This window comes from Streptomyces sp. NPDC014801, from assembly GCF_043082085.1.
Lineage (GTDB): Bacteria > Actinomycetota > Actinomycetes > Streptomycetales > Streptomycetaceae > Streptomyces.
The window spans coordinates 378,535-393,050 of record NZ_JBIBXG010000001.1 but is presented as its reverse complement, the minus strand read 5'-3'; the positions used below and the strand labels follow the sequence as shown (position 1 = coordinate 393,050).

At 71.9% G+C, this 14,516-nt stretch carries 13 protein-coding genes and 1 pseudogene; 11 read left to right on the top strand and 3 right to left on the bottom strand.

What is annotated here, in order from left to right; translation table 11 throughout:
* Positions 1-66: 66 nt before the first annotated feature.
* Positions 67-552, bottom strand: a complete 486-nt coding sequence (locus tag ACF1AL_RS01710; RefSeq protein WP_366834512.1) for a ribose-5-phosphate isomerase — start codon at positions 550-552, stop codon at positions 67-69.
* Between the two features lie 221 nt (positions 553-773).
* On the opposite strand from ACF1AL_RS01710, the gene ACF1AL_RS01705 reads away from it, so the two are divergent.
* Both ACF1AL_RS01705 and ACF1AL_RS01700 read left to right on the top strand, forming a co-directional pair.
* Positions 774-2,270: an amino acid permease gene (locus tag ACF1AL_RS01705; RefSeq protein ID WP_366834511.1), complete on the top strand. Its 1,497-nt coding sequence runs from the start codon at positions 774-776 to the stop codon at positions 2,268-2,270.
* Between the two features lie 41 nt (positions 2,271-2,311).
* Positions 2,312-3,616, top strand: a complete 1,305-nt coding sequence (locus ACF1AL_RS01700) for an FAD-binding oxidoreductase (protein ID WP_391819058.1) — start codon at positions 2,312-2,314, stop codon at positions 3,614-3,616.
* A gap of 9 nt (positions 3,617-3,625) precedes the next feature.
* Here the strand turns inward: ACF1AL_RS01700 and ACF1AL_RS01695 are convergent, their stop codons facing one another.
* Positions 3,626-4,210, bottom strand: a complete 585-nt coding sequence (locus ACF1AL_RS01695; protein WP_366834509.1) for a biotin transporter BioY — start codon at positions 4,208-4,210, stop codon at positions 3,626-3,628.
* A gap of 435 nt (positions 4,211-4,645) precedes the next feature.
* Between ACF1AL_RS01695 and ACF1AL_RS01690 the strand changes: the two genes are divergently transcribed.
* From ACF1AL_RS01690 to ACF1AL_RS01650, 9 genes and pseudogenes are all read left to right on the top strand, one after another.
* Positions 4,646-5,857 carry an ROK family protein gene (locus ACF1AL_RS01690; RefSeq protein WP_391825316.1) on the top strand — a complete coding sequence of 404 codons (1,212 nt, stop codon included), beginning with the start codon at positions 4,646-4,648 and terminating at the stop codon, positions 5,855-5,857.
* Positions 5,858-6,054: 197 nt separating this feature from the next.
* Positions 6,055-7,098, top strand: coding sequence for an ABC transporter substrate-binding protein (locus ACF1AL_RS01685; protein ID WP_366834507.1), 1,044 nt, complete (start codon positions 6,055-6,057; stop codon positions 7,096-7,098).
* Positions 7,095-7,943 carry an ABC transporter permease gene (locus ACF1AL_RS01680; RefSeq protein ID WP_391659531.1) on the top strand — a complete coding sequence of 283 codons (849 nt, stop codon included), beginning with the start codon at positions 7,095-7,097 and terminating at the stop codon, positions 7,941-7,943. The genes ACF1AL_RS01685 and ACF1AL_RS01680 overlap by 4 nt, the downstream gene beginning before the upstream one ends.
* On the top strand, positions 7,919-8,653 hold the full coding sequence (locus tag ACF1AL_RS01675) for an ABC transporter ATP-binding protein (protein ID WP_384204032.1): 735 nt from the start codon (positions 7,919-7,921) through the stop codon (positions 8,651-8,653). The genes ACF1AL_RS01680 and ACF1AL_RS01675 overlap by 25 nt, the downstream gene beginning before the upstream one ends.
* A gap of 22 nt (positions 8,654-8,675) precedes the next feature.
* Entirely contained in the window at positions 8,676-10,025 is a 1,350-nt protein-coding gene (locus ACF1AL_RS01670; protein ID WP_386416740.1) for an LLM class flavin-dependent oxidoreductase, read from the top strand.
* A gap of 12 nt (positions 10,026-10,037) precedes the next feature.
* A pseudogene (locus ACF1AL_RS01665) lies at positions 10,038-10,966 on the top strand (TauD/TfdA dioxygenase family protein).
* Positions 10,967-11,108: 142 nt separating this feature from the next.
* A complete protein-coding gene (locus ACF1AL_RS01660) occupies positions 11,109-12,497 on the top strand; it encodes an amino acid permease (RefSeq protein ID WP_391694768.1) in 1,389 nt (462 codons plus the stop codon).
* 116 nt (positions 12,498-12,613) lie between these two features.
* A complete protein-coding gene (locus tag ACF1AL_RS01655) occupies positions 12,614-13,261 on the top strand; it encodes a superoxide dismutase (RefSeq protein WP_384204027.1) in 648 nt (215 codons plus the stop codon).
* A gap of 226 nt (positions 13,262-13,487) precedes the next feature.
* Positions 13,488-13,754: a hypothetical protein gene (locus ACF1AL_RS01650; protein ID WP_391779210.1), complete on the top strand. Its 267-nt coding sequence runs from the start codon at positions 13,488-13,490 to the stop codon at positions 13,752-13,754.
* Here the strand turns inward: ACF1AL_RS01650 and ACF1AL_RS01645 are convergent.
* Positions 13,741-14,385 carry a DsbA family protein gene (locus ACF1AL_RS01645; RefSeq protein WP_366834499.1) on the bottom strand — a complete coding sequence of 215 codons (645 nt, stop codon included), beginning with the start codon at positions 14,383-14,385 and terminating at the stop codon, positions 13,741-13,743. The two genes, ACF1AL_RS01650 and ACF1AL_RS01645, sit on opposite strands and share 14 nt — an antisense overlap.
* Positions 14,386-14,516: the final 131 nt, after the last annotated feature.

Genomic DNA, 14,516 nt, shown 5'->3' with positions numbered 1-14,516 from the left:
CAGAAGGTGCCCTCGCGGGGCTCCGCCCCGGACCCCGGGTGGGGCCGGGGCCCGGGGGCGGTGGTGCTACTGCTGCGGGTGGTGGGGCGGGATCGGGGGGAGGTCGCCGGTCGTCTCGTAGCTGGTCAGCATGTCGATGCGGCGGATGTGGCGCTCGTCCTCGGAGAACGGGGTGTTCAGGAAGACCTCGACGAACTTCGTCGCCTCCTCCTGGGTGTGCATGCGGGCGCCGACCGCGACCACGTTGGCGTTGTTGTGCTGGCGGCCGAGCGCCGCCGTCTCCTCGCTCCAGGCGAGGGCCGCCCGCACGCCCTTGACCTTGTTCGCGGCGATCTGCTCGCCGTTGCCGGAGCCGCCGATCACGATGCCGAGGGAGCCGGGCTCCGCCGCCGTGCGCTCCGCGGCGCGCAGGCAGAAGGGCGGGTAGTCGTCCTGAGCGTCGTAGATGTGCGGACCGCAGTCGACGGGGTCGTGACCCGCCGCCTTCAGCCATTCGACGAGGTGGTTCTTGAGTTCGAAGCCGGCATGGTCCGAGCCGAGATACACGCGCATGGGATGAGTGTGACATGCGGGCGCGCGGGCAGCAGGACGGGGTGCGGCCGCCACGTAGCGTGTAGGTCACGCTACGAAACCTCAGGGAAAGCTCAAATAACAATCCGGAATCAAAGGTTTCCGAATTCCGTTACCTCGGATTCACTGGTCCGGCTCGTACATCGCTCGTACGGGAGATGGATCAGAAACGATCACACGCGGCGCAAAGGAATTCCGTCCCCATGACCTCGCAGCCGTCCCTGACGCAGGCCGGACACGGCCAGAAAAGCCCCGGCGCCCCCGGCGATCCCGGGTCCGGGCTCCAGGCAGGACTCAAGAACCGTCATCTGTCGATGATCGCTATCGGCGGTGTGATCGGCGCCGGGCTCTTCGTGGGCTCCAGCTCCGGTATCGCCACCGCCGGCCCCGGCATCCTCCTCTCCTACGCCCTCGTCGGCACGCTCGTGGTGCTGGTGATGCGGATGCTGGGTGAGATGTCGGCCGCCAACCCGACCTCCGGGTCGTTCTCCGCGCACGCCGACCGCGCGCTCGGCCCCTGGGCCGGGTTCTCCATCGGCTGGCTGTACTGGTTCTTCTGGGTCGTGGTGCTCGCGGTCGAGGCGACCGCCGGTGCCAAGATCCTCGAAGGATGGATACCGGCCGTGCCCCAGTGGGGCTGGGCCCTCATCGTCATGGTGGTGCTGACCGCCACCAACCTCGTCTCCGTCGGCTCCTACGGCGAGTTCGAGTTCTGGTTCGCCGGCATCAAGGTCGTCGCCATCGGCGCCTTCATCGTCATCGGCGCGCTCGCCGTCTTCGGTGTGCTGCCGGGCGTGCACAGCGACCAGGCGGGCGTGTCCAACCTGACCGCCCACGGCGGCTTCCTGCCCCACGGGCCCGGCGCGATCCTCACCGGTGTGCTGCTCGTCGTCTTCTCCTTCATGGGCAGCGAGATCGCCACGCTCGCGGCCGGTGAGTCGGAGGACCCGCAGCGGGCCGTGACCAAGTCCACCAACAGCATCATCTGGCGTATCGCCGTCTTCTACCTCGGCTCGATCCTCGTCGTGGTCTGCCTGCTGCCCTGGGACAGCAAGGCGATCGCGGAGAAGGGCTCGTACGTCGCCGCGCTGGACTCGCTCGGCATCGCGCACGCCGGTCAGATCATGAACTTCATCGTGCTGACCTCGGTGCTGTCCTGTCTCAACTCCGGCCTGTACACGGCCTCCCGCATGGCCTTCTCGCTCGGCCAGCGCGGCGACGCGCCGAAGGCGTTCGCCCGCACCACCGGGCGGGGCGTGCCGCAGACCGCGATCCTGGTGTCGGTGGCCTTCGGGTTCGTCGCGGTGTTCTTCAACTACAAGTTCCCGGACACCGTCTTCCTCTTCCTGCTCAACTCCTCCGGTGCGGTCGCCCTGTTCGTGTGGCTCGTCATCTGCTTCTCGCAGCTGCGCATGCGGAAGATCATCCAGGCGGAGGCGCCGGAGAAGCTCGTCGTGAAGATGTGGCTGTACCCGTACCTGACCTGGGCGTCGGCGGCGCTGATCGTCTTCGTGCTGGGCTACATGCTCACCGACACCGAGCACGACGGCCGGGAGACGGTGCTGCTGTCGCTGATCGTCGCGGCGGTCGTCCTCGTCATCGCCGTCGTCAAGCAGAAGGTGCTGGGTGCCCGGGCCGCCGCGGCCGTCGCGGCGCCGTCCGCGACCGACGACAAGGTCACCTCCGACACGCGCGGATAACCTGACGGCAGCTGTCAGGTTGTGCGGCCAGCATCGGCCGTATGGACTTCTCCACCGACCTGACCCCGCTGTCCGTTCTCACGCCCGGCGACCCCGCCTACGACGCGGAGGTCGCCGGGTTCCAGACCGGATTCACCCAACGGCCGGACCTCGTCGTCGCCGCCTCGTGCGCCGGCGACGTGGTCGCGGCCGTTCGGCATGCCGCCGCCCGGAACCTTTCGGTGCGGGCGCAGTCGACCGGGCACGGGCTGCCCGGTGCCGTCGAGGGCGGGATGCTCGTGACGACCTCCCGCATGGACGGGGTGACGATCGACGCGGCGGCCCGCACCGCGCGGGTGGAGGCCGGGGTGCGCTGGGGGCAGGTCGTCGCGGCGGCCGCACCGCACGGGCTGGCCCCTCTGAACGGCTCCGCGCCGTCCGTCGGCGTCGTCGGCTACACCCTCGGCGGCGGACTGGGCATCCTCGCCCGCACGTTCGGCTACGCCGCCGACCATGTGCGCTCCCTCGACGTCGTCACCGGCGACGGCCGGCCGCGCCACGTCACCCCGGGCGACGAGCTGTACTGGGGGCTGCTCGGCGGCGGGCACGGCCTCGGCATCGTGACCGCGCTGGAGATCGGGCTGGTGCCCGTGACCACGCTGTACGGCGGCGCGCTCGCCTTCGACGGGCGCCGGGTGGACCCGGCGGCGGCACTGCGCGCGTACGAGGCGTGGACGCGGACCGTGCCGTCCACGCTGACCTCGTCCTTCGCCGCCGTCCCCTATCCGGACCTGCCGGCCCTGCCGCCGCATCTGCGGGGGCGGTACGTGGTGTCGGTGCGGGTGGCGTACACCGGCGACGACGGGGAGCGGCTGGTCGCGCCGCTGCGGGAGATCGGGCCCGCGCTGTCCGACTCGCTGCGCGTGCTGCCGTACACCGACAGCCACACCATCCACAGCGACCCGGACGTCCCGCACGCCTACCACGGGGACAGCGCGGTCCTCGGCGAACTCGACGTGCGGGCGGCCGCGGAGGTGCTCGCCCGGACCGGACCGGATGCCGGCGGGCCGATGTGCGTCGTGCAGATCAACCATCTCGGCGGAGCGCTCGCCACGCCCGCGCCCAACGCCGTGCCGTGGCGCGAAGGGCGCTTTCTGCTGCGACTGCTGGCCGTGGGCGACCGGGAGGCCGCCCGCGCCGTACTCGACCCGGCCTTCGCCCTCCTCGCCCCGCACACCCTCGGCCGCTCCCCCAACTTCGCCTTCGGCACGCAGGACCGCACCGAGGGCCTGCACGACGCCGAGACGACGAAGAGGCTCGCCGGGTTGCGGTCGTCCTACGACCCGGCGAGCCTCTTGCGGAACTAGGGGGTGTCTTCAGTCGCGGTTTGCGAACTTCCAGGCGGTGGGCAGGACGCCCATGGCCAGGGCCGCCTTCAGGGCGTCGCCGAGCAGGAACGGGGTGAGGCCGGCCGCGATCGCCTCGGTGGCCGTCATGTGCGTGGCCAGGGCCAGGTACGGCACGCCGACGGCGTAGATGACCGCCTCGCCGAGGATCATCGTGCCGGCCGTGCGCCAGACGTTGCGGTCGGCGCCGCGGCGGGCCAGCGCGCCCACCACGGTGGAGGCGACCAGCATGCCGAGGACGTAGCCGAAGGACGGCATGCTCGCGCCCGAGGCGCCCCCGGCGAACCACGGCACGCCCGCCATGCCGGCCAGCGCGTACAGCGCGAGGGCGAGGAAGCCGCGGCCGGCGCCGAGGGCGGTGCCGACGAGCAGGGCGGCGAAGGTCTGGCCGGTCACCGGGACCGGGGAGCCGGGCACCGGGACGGAGATCTGGGCCGCGAGGCCGGTGAGCGCGGCGCCGCCCAGCACGAGGGCCGCGTCGCGGACGCGGGAGGAGGGGAGCAGATCGGCGAGGACCTGACCGGTGCGGGCTGGGGTGGCGGCAGCGGTGCTCATGGGGACTCCGCGGGGTCGGGACGGCTGGGACATCGTGACGCTATCCCAGCGTGCTCGAGCGGATCACCATCAGCGCTCGACAAAGGCCGGGACCGCGGCTTGGTGGGCTTCGTACAACGCGAGGTGACGACACGTCGTCCGGCGTGACACCGGTCACGCAGGCAGTGCCGTCTTCCTCACCTCGCCGCGGTCCGGCGGACTGTGGGGTCCCGCCAAACGACGTGCGGCGCCCTGGCCGGAACGCGGGGTCAGGGCCTACGCTTTCGGCCATGGTTGCCCAGGCCCGGTACTTCTCGTCGCGTCGCCATGTCGACCTGCGGCGCGTGGGCGCGGCCATGTGTCGGCGCCCGGTCTGAGGCGGGCGGGAGCGGCGGCTTCGGCGCGTCTCGGCACGCGGACCCCCGACGACCCCCTCCCCCGAGGAAGCGCATCGCCATGCCCCGTACCGCGGCACCCCCTTCCGTCCTGTCCACCTCCCCGGTGCCCCGGGTCGCCGATCGCGACCGGCGCCGTACGAGCGCCAGTGTCGTCCTGCGGTCCGTGCTGGAGCACGGGCCGGTCGCGCGCAGCACCATCGCCCGGCTGACGGGGCTGTCCCCGGCGTCGGTGACGGAGTACTGCGCCCGGTTCGCCGAGGCGGGGCTGATCCGGGAAGCGGAAGCGCCGCGGCGCTCCGGCGGGGTGGGGCGGCCGCACGTGCCGGTGGATCTGGACACCGGGCGGTTCCTGGTGGCGGGGGTGCACATCGCCGTGCCGTACACGACGGTGGCGCTGCTGGATCTGCGCGGCCGGGTGGTGCTCCGGCGGGAGTGGAAGCACGAGGGGACCGAGCCGGGCCGGGTGCTGGCGCGGGCCGCGGAGGGGCTCGCGGCGTTGCGCGCGGCCGTGCCCGGGCGGCGCACGCTGGGCGTCGGGGTGGCCGTCGGCGGCTGGGTGGACCGGGAGACGGGCACGGTGGTCGAGCATCCGCTGCTGGGCTGGCGGGAGGTGCCGGTGCGGGAGGTGCTCGGCGCCCGCACGGGGCTGCCGGTCCGGGTGGACGGGCACGCGCGGGCGCTGGTGAACGCGGAGCGGCTGTTCGGGCGGGCCCGGGGCGCGGGCAGCCTGCTGCACCTGTTCGTGGGCAACGTGGTCGACGCGGCGTTCGCGACGCACGACGAGGTGCACCACGGGCCGCGTTCGGCGGCCGGGGCGATCGCGCATCTGCCGGTGCCGGGCGGCAGCGAGCCGTGCGCGTGCGGCCGGACGGGCTGCCTGCAGGCGGAGCTGGGCGAGCGGACGCTGTGCCGGCGGGCGCGCGCGGCCGGGGTGATCGGCTCGGCGAACCCGATGCATGTGGTGGCCGCGGCGGCGGGCGGGGACCCGGTGGCCCGGCGGCTGCTGGTGGAGCGGGCGCGGGCCACGGGCCGGGCGGCCGGGCTGCTGCTGGACGTGCTGAACCCGGAGACGGTCGTGGTGACCGAGGTGGGTGTCCTGCACTTCGAGGACTGCCTGGCCGCGCTGCGCGACGCGGTCGGTCCGACGCGTGCCGCGGATGTGCTGCCGACGAGTTTCGCCGCCGATTCCGTACTGGCGGTGGCGGGTGGTTCGGTGGCGCTGGACGCCGTGTTCCGGGACCCTTTGGGCACCTGGCCTGAGGGTATTTAATTCAGAAACTCCGAATGTTGACAGGGCTCGCTCATGGCCGGGAACATGCTGGTCATGAGCTCCTTCACCAGCTGTCGCACCTTCTGTTGCTGACATATTGCCGCGCATGAAGCGCGTGTTTCCCGCTGTGTGAGTTCTTCTTTCCCGGGCCCTATTTCCCGGACATTCTGCTGTCATTTCCTCCTGGGAGTCCTCCCGTGCACCGTCGTACCTTTCTCTCGTCCGTGCTGGGCGCGTCCGCCGCCGTGGCGGGCCTCAGCGGCTGCGCGGACGGCCAGGCCGCCGCCGACACCGCGAAGGCGGCCACCGAGCCGCTCGCCACCACGGTCCCGGCCGGCACCAGCCTGAAGATCGCCTCCTATCTGGGCCAGCAGCAGCTGCAGTTCAAGCTGGCGAAGCTGCCCGAGCTGCCGTTCACCGTGTCCCACTGGCTCAACATCGGGGCCGGCCCGGACGTCATCAACGCCTTCCGCGCCAAGTCCCTGGACCTGGCCAACAACGCGGGCATCCCGCCCATCCAGGCGCACTACCAGGGGTTCGCGGCGAAGATCGTGGCGATCGACGTCACCCGCAAGCCCAACTACCTCTTCGCCACCAAGCCCGGCAGCGACATCCGGACGGTGGCGGAGTTCAAGGGCAAGCGCCTCGCCTTCTCGCAGGGCCAGGCCCAGGGCGTCGTCCTGCTGCGGGCGCTGAAGCAGGCCGGCCTGTCCTACGACGAGGTCACCCTGGTGCCGCTGACCAGCAACCAGTTCCTGACCGCGCTGCAGTCCGGGCAGGTCGACATCGCCCCGCTCGCCAACAACCAGGCGCCGGCCTATCTGAAGCAGTACGGCTCCAAGGGCGCCCACACCATCCCCACCGACGTCGTCGACCTGCTGAACCTGCTGTGGGCGCCGCAGTCCGTGCTCAACGACCCGGCGAAGGCCGCCGCGATCGCCGCCTACATCCCGCACTGGGCCAAGGGCCAGGTCTGGGCGTACGAGCACCCGGACGTCTGGGACGAGGAGTTCTACGTCAAGACGCAGAACCTGAGCCTTCAGCAGGCGCGGTCCATCACCGCGCTGGCCAACAAGCCGCTGTTCCCGCCGAGCTGGGACGAGGCGATCCGGTGGGAGCAGGAGACCGCCGACCTGCTCGCCGAGGGCGGCTTCGTGAAGAAGTTCGACGTCTCCTCCCTCTTCGACCACCGCTTCGAGCCGCTCGCCGCCCGGGCCGTACCCGAGGAGTACCGGAAATGACCACCGTGACCACGACGACGCCCGCCGTCCGGGCGGCCGCGGCCGGGGAGCTCCCCCCGGTCCGCAGGCGGCGCCGGCTGGCCCCCGGCAGGCGGCTGCCCGCCGCCCGGCTGATCGGCCCGCTGACCGTGCTCGCCCTGTGGACGGCGGCCTCGGCGGCCGGGGCCCTCGACCCCGGGGCGATCCCCGCGCCGTGGACGGTGCTGCGGACCGCCGGCCGGCTGTGGACCGACGGCACCCTGCCCACGGACGTCCTGACCTCCCTGAAGCGGGCCGGCGCCGGCTTCGCGATCGGGCTGACCGCCGGGGTGCTGCTCGCGCTCGCCGCCGGGCTCAGCCGGGCCGGTGAGGCCCTGATCGACGGGACGGTCCAGCTCAACCGGGCGATCCCGACCCTCGGTCTGATCCCGCTGTTCATCCTCTGGCTGGGCATCGGCGAGACCTTCAAGATCGCCATCATCGCGATCGTCGTCTACATCCCGATCTATCTGAACACGCACGCCGCGCTGTCCGGCATCGACAGCCGCTTCGTCGAACTCGCCGAGGTGCAGGGCCTGTCCCGGTTCACCTTCGTGCGCCAGGTCGTGATCCCCGGTGCGCTGCCCGGATTCTTCGTGGGGCTCCGGCTCGGCGTCACCGGCTCCTGGCTCGGCCTGGTGGTCCTGGAGCAGATCAACGCGACCTCCGGCCTCGGCTATCTGATGTTCCAGGCGCAGAACTACGGCCAGTCCGACGTCATCCTGGTCGGCCTGCTGATCTACGGCGTCTTCGGCCTGGTCTCCGACAGCGCGGTCCGTCTCGTCGAACGGAGGGTGCTGTCATGGCGCCGCACACTGAGCAACTGACCCGGCCCGCCGTCCGGCTGCGCGGCCTGACCCGGTCCTTCGCCGGCCGTACCGTCCTCGACGGCGTCGACCTGGACCTGCCCGCCGGGCAGTTCACGGCCCTGCTAGGGCACAGCGGTTCCGGCAAGTCGACGCTGCTGCGGGCGATCGCCGGCCTGGACCACGGGGTGAGCGGCGAGGGGGAGCTCACCGCGCCCGAGCGGGTCTCGGTGGTCTTCCAGGACGCGCGGCTGCTGCCCTGGCGGCGGGTGCTGGACAACGTCCTGCTCGGGCTGGACGGCAGGGACGCCGAGGACCGGGGCCGGGCCGCGCTGGCCGAGGTGGGCCTCACCCACCGCGAGCAGGCGTGGCCGGGCGAGCTGTCCGGCGGTGAGGCGCAGCGCGCCGCCCTCGCCCGCTCCCTGGTGCGCGAGCCGGAACTGCTGCTGGCCGACGAGCCGTTCGGCGCGCTGGACGCGCTGACCCGGATCAGGATGCACGGCCTGCTTCGCGACCTGTGGCAGTCCCACCGGCCGTCGGTGCTGCTGGTCACCCACGACGTGGACGAGGCGATCGTGCTCGCCGACCGGGTGCTGGTGCTCGAAGCGGGCCGGATCGGCCTCGACCTGACCATCGACCGTCCCCATCCGCGCTCCTACCGCGACCCGCTGCTCGGCGCCTACCGCGAGCGCCTGCTCGCCGCCCTCGGCGTCACGGAGGACCACGCATGACCCGCCGACCCAAGGACCAGCGATGACCGCACGACAGCTGCATCTGAACGCGTTCCTGATGAACACCGGCCATCACGAGGCCTCCTGGCGGCTGCCGGAGAGCGACCCGTACGCGCACGTCGACCTCGCGCACTACGTGCGGCTGGCGCGCACCGCCGAGCGCGGCGCCTTCGACTCCCTCTTCCTCGCCGACGGCCCGCAGCTGTGGAGCAATCTCGCGCAGCGCCCGGCCGGCGCCCTGGAACCGCTGACCCTGCTGACCGCGCTGGCGACCGCGACCGAGCACATCGGCCTGATCGCCACCGCCTCCACGTCCTACAACTCGCCCTACAACCTGGCGCGCAAGCTGGCCTCGCTGGACATCATCAGCGGCGGCCGGGCCGGCTGGAACGTGGTCACCACGGCCGGGGCGGAGGCCGCCCGCAACTTCGGGCTGGACGCGGAGCCCGCGCACGCCGAACGGTACGCCCGGGCCGCGGAGTTCCTGGACGTGGCGCTGAAGCTGTGGGACAGCTGGGAGGACGACGCGGTCGTCGCCGACAAGGCGGCCGGCGTCTGGGGCGACGACGGCAAGATCCACCCGGCGCGCCACCGGGGGACGTACTTCAGCGTCGCCGGCGCCCTCAACGTGCCGCGCACGCCGCAGGGCTACCCGCTGCTCGTGCAGGCCGGCTCCAGCGAGGACGGCAAGGCCTTCGCCGCCCGCTACGCGGAGGCCGTCTTCACCGCGCAGCAGACCCTGGCCGACGCGCAGGCCTTCTACGCCGACCTCAAGGCCCGCACGGCGGCGGCCGGCCGCGACCCGGAGCACCTGAAGGTGCTGCCCGGCATCGTCCCGGTGCTCGGCTCGACCGAGGCCGAGGCGCGGGCGGCGGAGCGGCTGCTGGAGGACCACATCGTGCACGACCACGGGGTGGCCCGCCTGGAGAGCCTGCTGCACCTGGCGCCGGGCACCCTGGAGCTGGACGCGGAACTGCCCGGCGACCTGCCGCCGGAGGACGCCATCGAGGGCGCCAAGTCCCGCTACACGCTCGTGGTGGAGCTCGCCCGGCGCGAGAGGCTCACCGTGCGCCGGCTGATCGGCCGGCTCGGCGGCGGGCGCGGGCACTTCACCGTCGCCGGGACGCCCGAGCAGATCGCCGACGTGATCGAGACGTGGTTCACGCGCGGCGCCGCCGACGGCTTCAACGTCATGCCGCCCGTGCTGCCCTCCGGTCTGGACGCCTTCGTCGACCACGTGGTGCCGATCCTGCGCGAGCGCGGCCTGTTCCGCGCGGAGTACGGACCGCGCCGCACCCTGCGCGAGCGCTACGGGCTGCCGCGCCCCGCCAACCAGTACCTGACCCCCGCCCCCGCCCCCGCCCTCGTCTGAAAGGACCCCGGCATGTCCCTGGAGATCACCAAGGTCACCGCCCGCATCGGCGCCCGTGTCAGCGGCGTCGACCTCACCCGGCCGCTCGCCGCCGAGGAGGTCACCGCGATCCGGGAGGCCCTGAACACGCACAAGGCGCTCGTGTTCGACGCGGGCGGCCTGGACGACGCGGGCCAGCAGGCCTTCGTCCGCCACTTCGGCGACCTGACCACGGCCCACCCGACGGTCGGCGCCGTCGAGGGCGCCCCGAACGTGCTGCCCGTGGACAGCGAGCGGGGCCGGGCCAACCACTGGCACACCGACGTCACCTTCGTGCTGAACCCGCCGCAGGCCACCAGCCTGCGCTCGGTCACCGTCCCGCCGTACGGGGGCGAGACGCTGATCGCGAACGCGGCCGCCGCCTACCGCGACCTGCCCGAGCCGCTGCGCCGCCTCGCCGACACGCTGTGGGCGGAGCACACCAACGACTACGACTACGCCGTACCGGAGGAGGACATCGACGAGGAGAAGGCCGCCCAGCGCGCCCAGTTCACGTCGATCACGTACCGCACCGCGCATCCCGTGGTCCGCGTCCACCCTCCCCCAAGCTCTCGGCTTCGCTCGAGCAGGGGGGACCCCCACCCGGCGAGCGGGGGCTGTTCATCGGCGGGTTCGCGCAGCGGATCGTGGGCCTGTCGGCGGGTGAGTCGCGCAAGGTGCTGGACCTGCTCCAGGCGTACGTCACCCGGCCGGAGAACGTGCTGCGCCACCGCTGGGCGGAGAACGAGCTGGTGCTGTTCGACAACCGGATCACCCAGCACTACGCCATCGACAACTACGACGGGCTGCCGCGCCGGCTGCACCGGGTGACCGTCGCCGGTGAGGTGCCGGTGGGCATCGAGGGCAAGGAGAGCTACGCGATCGAGGGCGACGCCTCGCACTACACACCCGTGGCGGCGTAGCGGAGCCGCTGCTGCCGGGTGACCGGAAGCTCACCCTCCGCACAGGGGGTGTCCGGATACTGGGCGGTCCCTTCGCGTCAGCGGACGGGCCGCCCAGACTGGCGGGGTTTTGCCCGCCTCTTGCATCGGGAGAGCCGCGCCCATGCCCAGCAGCACGACCACGGACACCCCGCCGCAACACCAGGACGGCGGCACCCTCTCCCACGGCCTCAAACAGCGCCATCTGTCGATGATCGCCCTCGGTGGCGTGATCGGCGCGGGCCTGTTCGTGGGCTCCGGGGAGGGCATCGCCGCCGCCGGCCCGTCGATCGTGATCGCCTACACGATCTCCGGCCTGCTGGTGATGCTGGTGATGCGGATGCTCGGCGAGATGTCCGCCGCCTATCCGTCCTCGGGCTCGTTCTCGGCGCACGCCGAGCGGGCCATCGGCCCCTGGGCCGGCTTCACCGCCGGCTGGTCGTTCTGGGTGCTGCTGTGCACGGCGGTCGGCCTGGAGGGCATGGGCGCCGCGCGCATCGCGCAGGGCTGGCTGCCCGGCACCCCGCAGTGGATGTGGGTCGCCCTGTTCATGGTGGTCTTCTGCGGCGCCAACCTGGCCGCCGTGAAGAACTTCGGCGAGTTCGAGTTCTGGTTCGCCGCCCTGAAGGTCGGCGCGATCGCGCTCTTCCTGATCCTGGGCGTGCTGGCCATCACTGGCGTGCTGCCGAACGTCGACGCGCCGGGCACGTCCAACCTGTCGGACTTCATGCCCCACGGCAGCGAGGGCCTGCTGGTCGGCCTGCTGGCCTCGGTCTTCGCCTACGGCGGCCTGGAGACGGTCACCATCGCGGCCGCCGAGTCCCAGGACCCGGTCCGCGGTGTCGCCTCCGCCGTCCGTACGGCCATGTGGCGCATCGCGATCTTCTACATCGGCTCCATGGCGGTCGCCGTCACCCTGGTCCCGTGGGACTCCAAGGAGGTCGTGGAGAAGGGCCCGTACGTCGCCACGCTCGACCACCTGGGCATCCCCGGCGCGGGCCAGCTGATGAACGTGGTGGTCTTCGTGGCCCTGCTGTCCGCGATGAACGCCAACATCTACGGCTCCTCGCGCATCGCGTACTCGCTGGTCCAGCGCGGTCAGGGCCCCAAGGCGCTGGCGAAGCTGTCCGGCGGGGTGCCCCGGATCGCGGTCCTCACCTCCTGCGTCCTCGGCTTCGTCTGCGTGCTGCTGAACTACTGGCGCCCGGACGACATCTTCAAGTGGCTGCTGAACATGATCGGCGCGGTGATCCTGGTCGTGTGGATCTTCATCGCCGTCTCCCAGCTGCTGCTGCGCCGCCGGCTGGAGCGCGAGGCGCCCGAGAAGCTGGTCGTGCGCATGTGGGCCTTCCCGTGGCTGACCTGGGTCGCGCTGGCCGGCATGGCCGCGATCTTCGTGCTGATGGCCCGCGACCCGGCCAACCGCGTGCAGCTGTACTCGACCGGCGCGATGACGCTGGTCCTGGCGGCCGCCGGCTACGCCTGGCAGAAGGCGCGCGCCTCCCGCGACTGACGGCGCCTGCTCCGGCTCCTTCCGCGACAAGCCCCCGTGTGATCCACACGGGGGCTTTTTGCTGCTAGCTTGTTATTGCGACTTACTTGCAATAAGAGCTCGGAGGGGACTTCCGCATGCCCGTCTACACGCTGCCCGACCTGCCGTACGACTACGCGGCGCTCGCCCCCGTGATCAGCCCGGAGATCATCGAGCTGCACCACGACAAGCACCACGCGGCCTATGTGAAGGGCGCCAACGACACGCTGGAGCAGCTGGCCGAGGCGCGCGAGAAGGAGTCCTGGGGGTCGGTCAACGGCCTGGAGAAGAACCTGGCCTTCCATCTGTCCGGGCACATCCTGCACTCGATCTACTGGCAGAACATGACCGGCCCGAAGGAGGGCGGCGGCGAGCCGCTGGCCGCCGACGGGGTGGGCGAGCTGGCCGAGGCGATCAAGGAGTCCTTCGGCTCCTTCGCCGGCTTCAGGGCCCAGCTGTCCAAGGCCGCCGCGACCACGCAGGGCTCCGGCTGGGGCGTCCTCGCGTACGAGCCGCTGAGCGGCCGGCTGATCGTCGAGCAGGTCTACGACCACCAGGGCAACGTCGGCCAGGGCGCCACCCCGATCCTGGTCTTCGACGCCTGGGAGCACGCCTTCTACCTGCAGTACCGCAACCAGAAGGTGGACTTCGTCGAGGCGATGTGGCAGGTCGTGAACTGGCAGGACGTCGCCCGCCGGTACGCCGCCGCCAAGGCCCGCACGGACGTGCTGCTGCTCGCGCCGTGACCGCGGCCCCGGATGCTCCTGCCTCGTGATCGTCTTCTCACCCTTCACGCGGCAGGCGGAAAAAGAGGGAGGCCCTTGCGCGGACGGGACGCGCAAGGGCCTTCTTCGTCACGGCCGACCGGGAAAACGCGGGCGCGGCGTCGCGGTTCGACTGGGCAACGCCGGGCGCAGCGGGCACATTGGGAGACCACGGCGGACGGGTCCGCCGGTCCCCGAGGAGGCGCTGATGGCGTACGTGCGGTGCCCGAGCCCGACCTGCAACGACCGGATCCAGAAGTTCCGGGACCTGGCCGGGGAGGAGATCGCGGCGGCCGGGAAGGCCCTCGCCGACCAGCTGGACGGGGAGGCGTTCGTCGCCCGCGCCTTCCACCGTTGCACGGCGGAAGGCTGCCGCCGGGTGCAGCGCAAGACGCGGTACCGGGTGGGCGGCTATCTGCCGGAGGAGTTCGCGCACCCCTCCGGCAGCGGCGCGGCGGAGACTACAGGTTGCTGAAGTCCGGGCCCTTGGTGCGGGTGCGCTTGATCTCGTAGAAGCCCGGGATCGAGGCCACGGCGAGGGTGCCGTCCCACAGGCGGGCGGCCTCCTCGCCCTTCGGGGCGGGCGTGACGACCGGGCCGAAGAAGGCGATCTGCTCGCCGTCGGAGCCGGGCACGGCGATCACCGGGGTGCCGACCTCCTGGCCGACCAGGTCGATGCCCTCCTTGTGGGAGGCGCGCAGCTCCGCGTCGAACTCGAAGTCCTCCTGCTCGGCGTACTCGATCAGCTCGGCGGGCAGGCCCGCGTCGGCCAGGGCGCCGGCGATCGCCTCCAGGGTGGGGCCCTCGCCGTTGTTGTGGAAGCGGGTGCCGAGGGCGGTGTAGAGCGGGCCGAGGACCTCGGAGCCGTGCTTCTGCCAGGCGGCGGTCACCACGCGCACCGGCTGCCACGCCTTGGTGGCGAGCATCTCCCGGTACTGCTCGGGCAGCTCGTCCAGCTTGTCCTCGTTGAGGACGGCGAGGCTCATCACATGCCACCGGACCTCGATGTCGCGGAGCTTCTCCACCTCCAGCACCCAGCGGGAGGTCATCCACGCCCAGGGGCACAGCGGGTCGAACCAGAAGTCGACGGGGGTCTTCTGCGACATGTCTCTCCTTAGCGAAGCCTTTCCCAGGGCAACGCCACCCGGCGCCCCGGCCATTCCCGGCGATCCGGCGTCAGGGGCGCATGGCAGGATCGGTCCTGTCAGCCGTAGTCACGACACACGAGGGAGTGCCG

Bases quoted from the DNA above. Each gene is read 5' to 3' on its own strand.
- ACF1AL_RS01655 (WP_384204027.1), top strand. From the start codon at position 12,614: ATGCCCGTCTACACGCTGCCCGACCTGCCGTACGACTACGCGGCGCTC.
- ACF1AL_RS01670 (WP_386416740.1), top strand. From the start codon at position 8,676: ATGACCGCACGACAGCTGCATCTGAACGCGTTCCTGATGAACACCGGC.
- ACF1AL_RS01700 (WP_391819058.1), top strand. From the start codon at position 2,312: ATGGACTTCTCCACCGACCTGACCCCGCTGTCCGTTCTCACGCCCGGC.
- ACF1AL_RS01660 (WP_391694768.1), top strand. From the start codon at position 11,109: ATGCCCAGCAGCACGACCACGGACACCCCGCCGCAACACCAGGACGGC.
- ACF1AL_RS01675 (WP_384204032.1), top strand. From the start codon at position 7,919: ATGGCGCCGCACACTGAGCAACTGACCCGGCCCGCCGTCCGGCTGCGC.
- ACF1AL_RS01645 (WP_366834499.1), bottom strand. From the start codon at position 14,385: ATGTCGCAGAAGACCCCCGTCGACTTCTGGTTCGACCCGCTGTGCCCC.
- ACF1AL_RS01695 (WP_366834509.1), bottom strand. From the start codon at position 4,210: ATGAGCACCGCTGCCGCCACCCCAGCCCGCACCGGTCAGGTCCTCGCC.
- ACF1AL_RS01690 (WP_391825316.1), top strand. From the start codon at position 4,646: ATGCCCCGTACCGCGGCACCCCCTTCCGTCCTGTCCACCTCCCCGGTG.
- ACF1AL_RS01650 (WP_391779210.1), top strand. From the start codon at position 13,488: ATGGCGTACGTGCGGTGCCCGAGCCCGACCTGCAACGACCGGATCCAG.
- ACF1AL_RS01710 (WP_366834512.1), bottom strand. From the start codon at position 552: ATGCGCGTGTATCTCGGCTCGGACCATGCCGGCTTCGAACTCAAGAAC.
- ACF1AL_RS01705 (WP_366834511.1), top strand. From the start codon at position 774: ATGACCTCGCAGCCGTCCCTGACGCAGGCCGGACACGGCCAGAAAAGC.
- ACF1AL_RS01680 (WP_391659531.1), top strand. From the start codon at position 7,095: ATGACCACCGTGACCACGACGACGCCCGCCGTCCGGGCGGCCGCGGCC.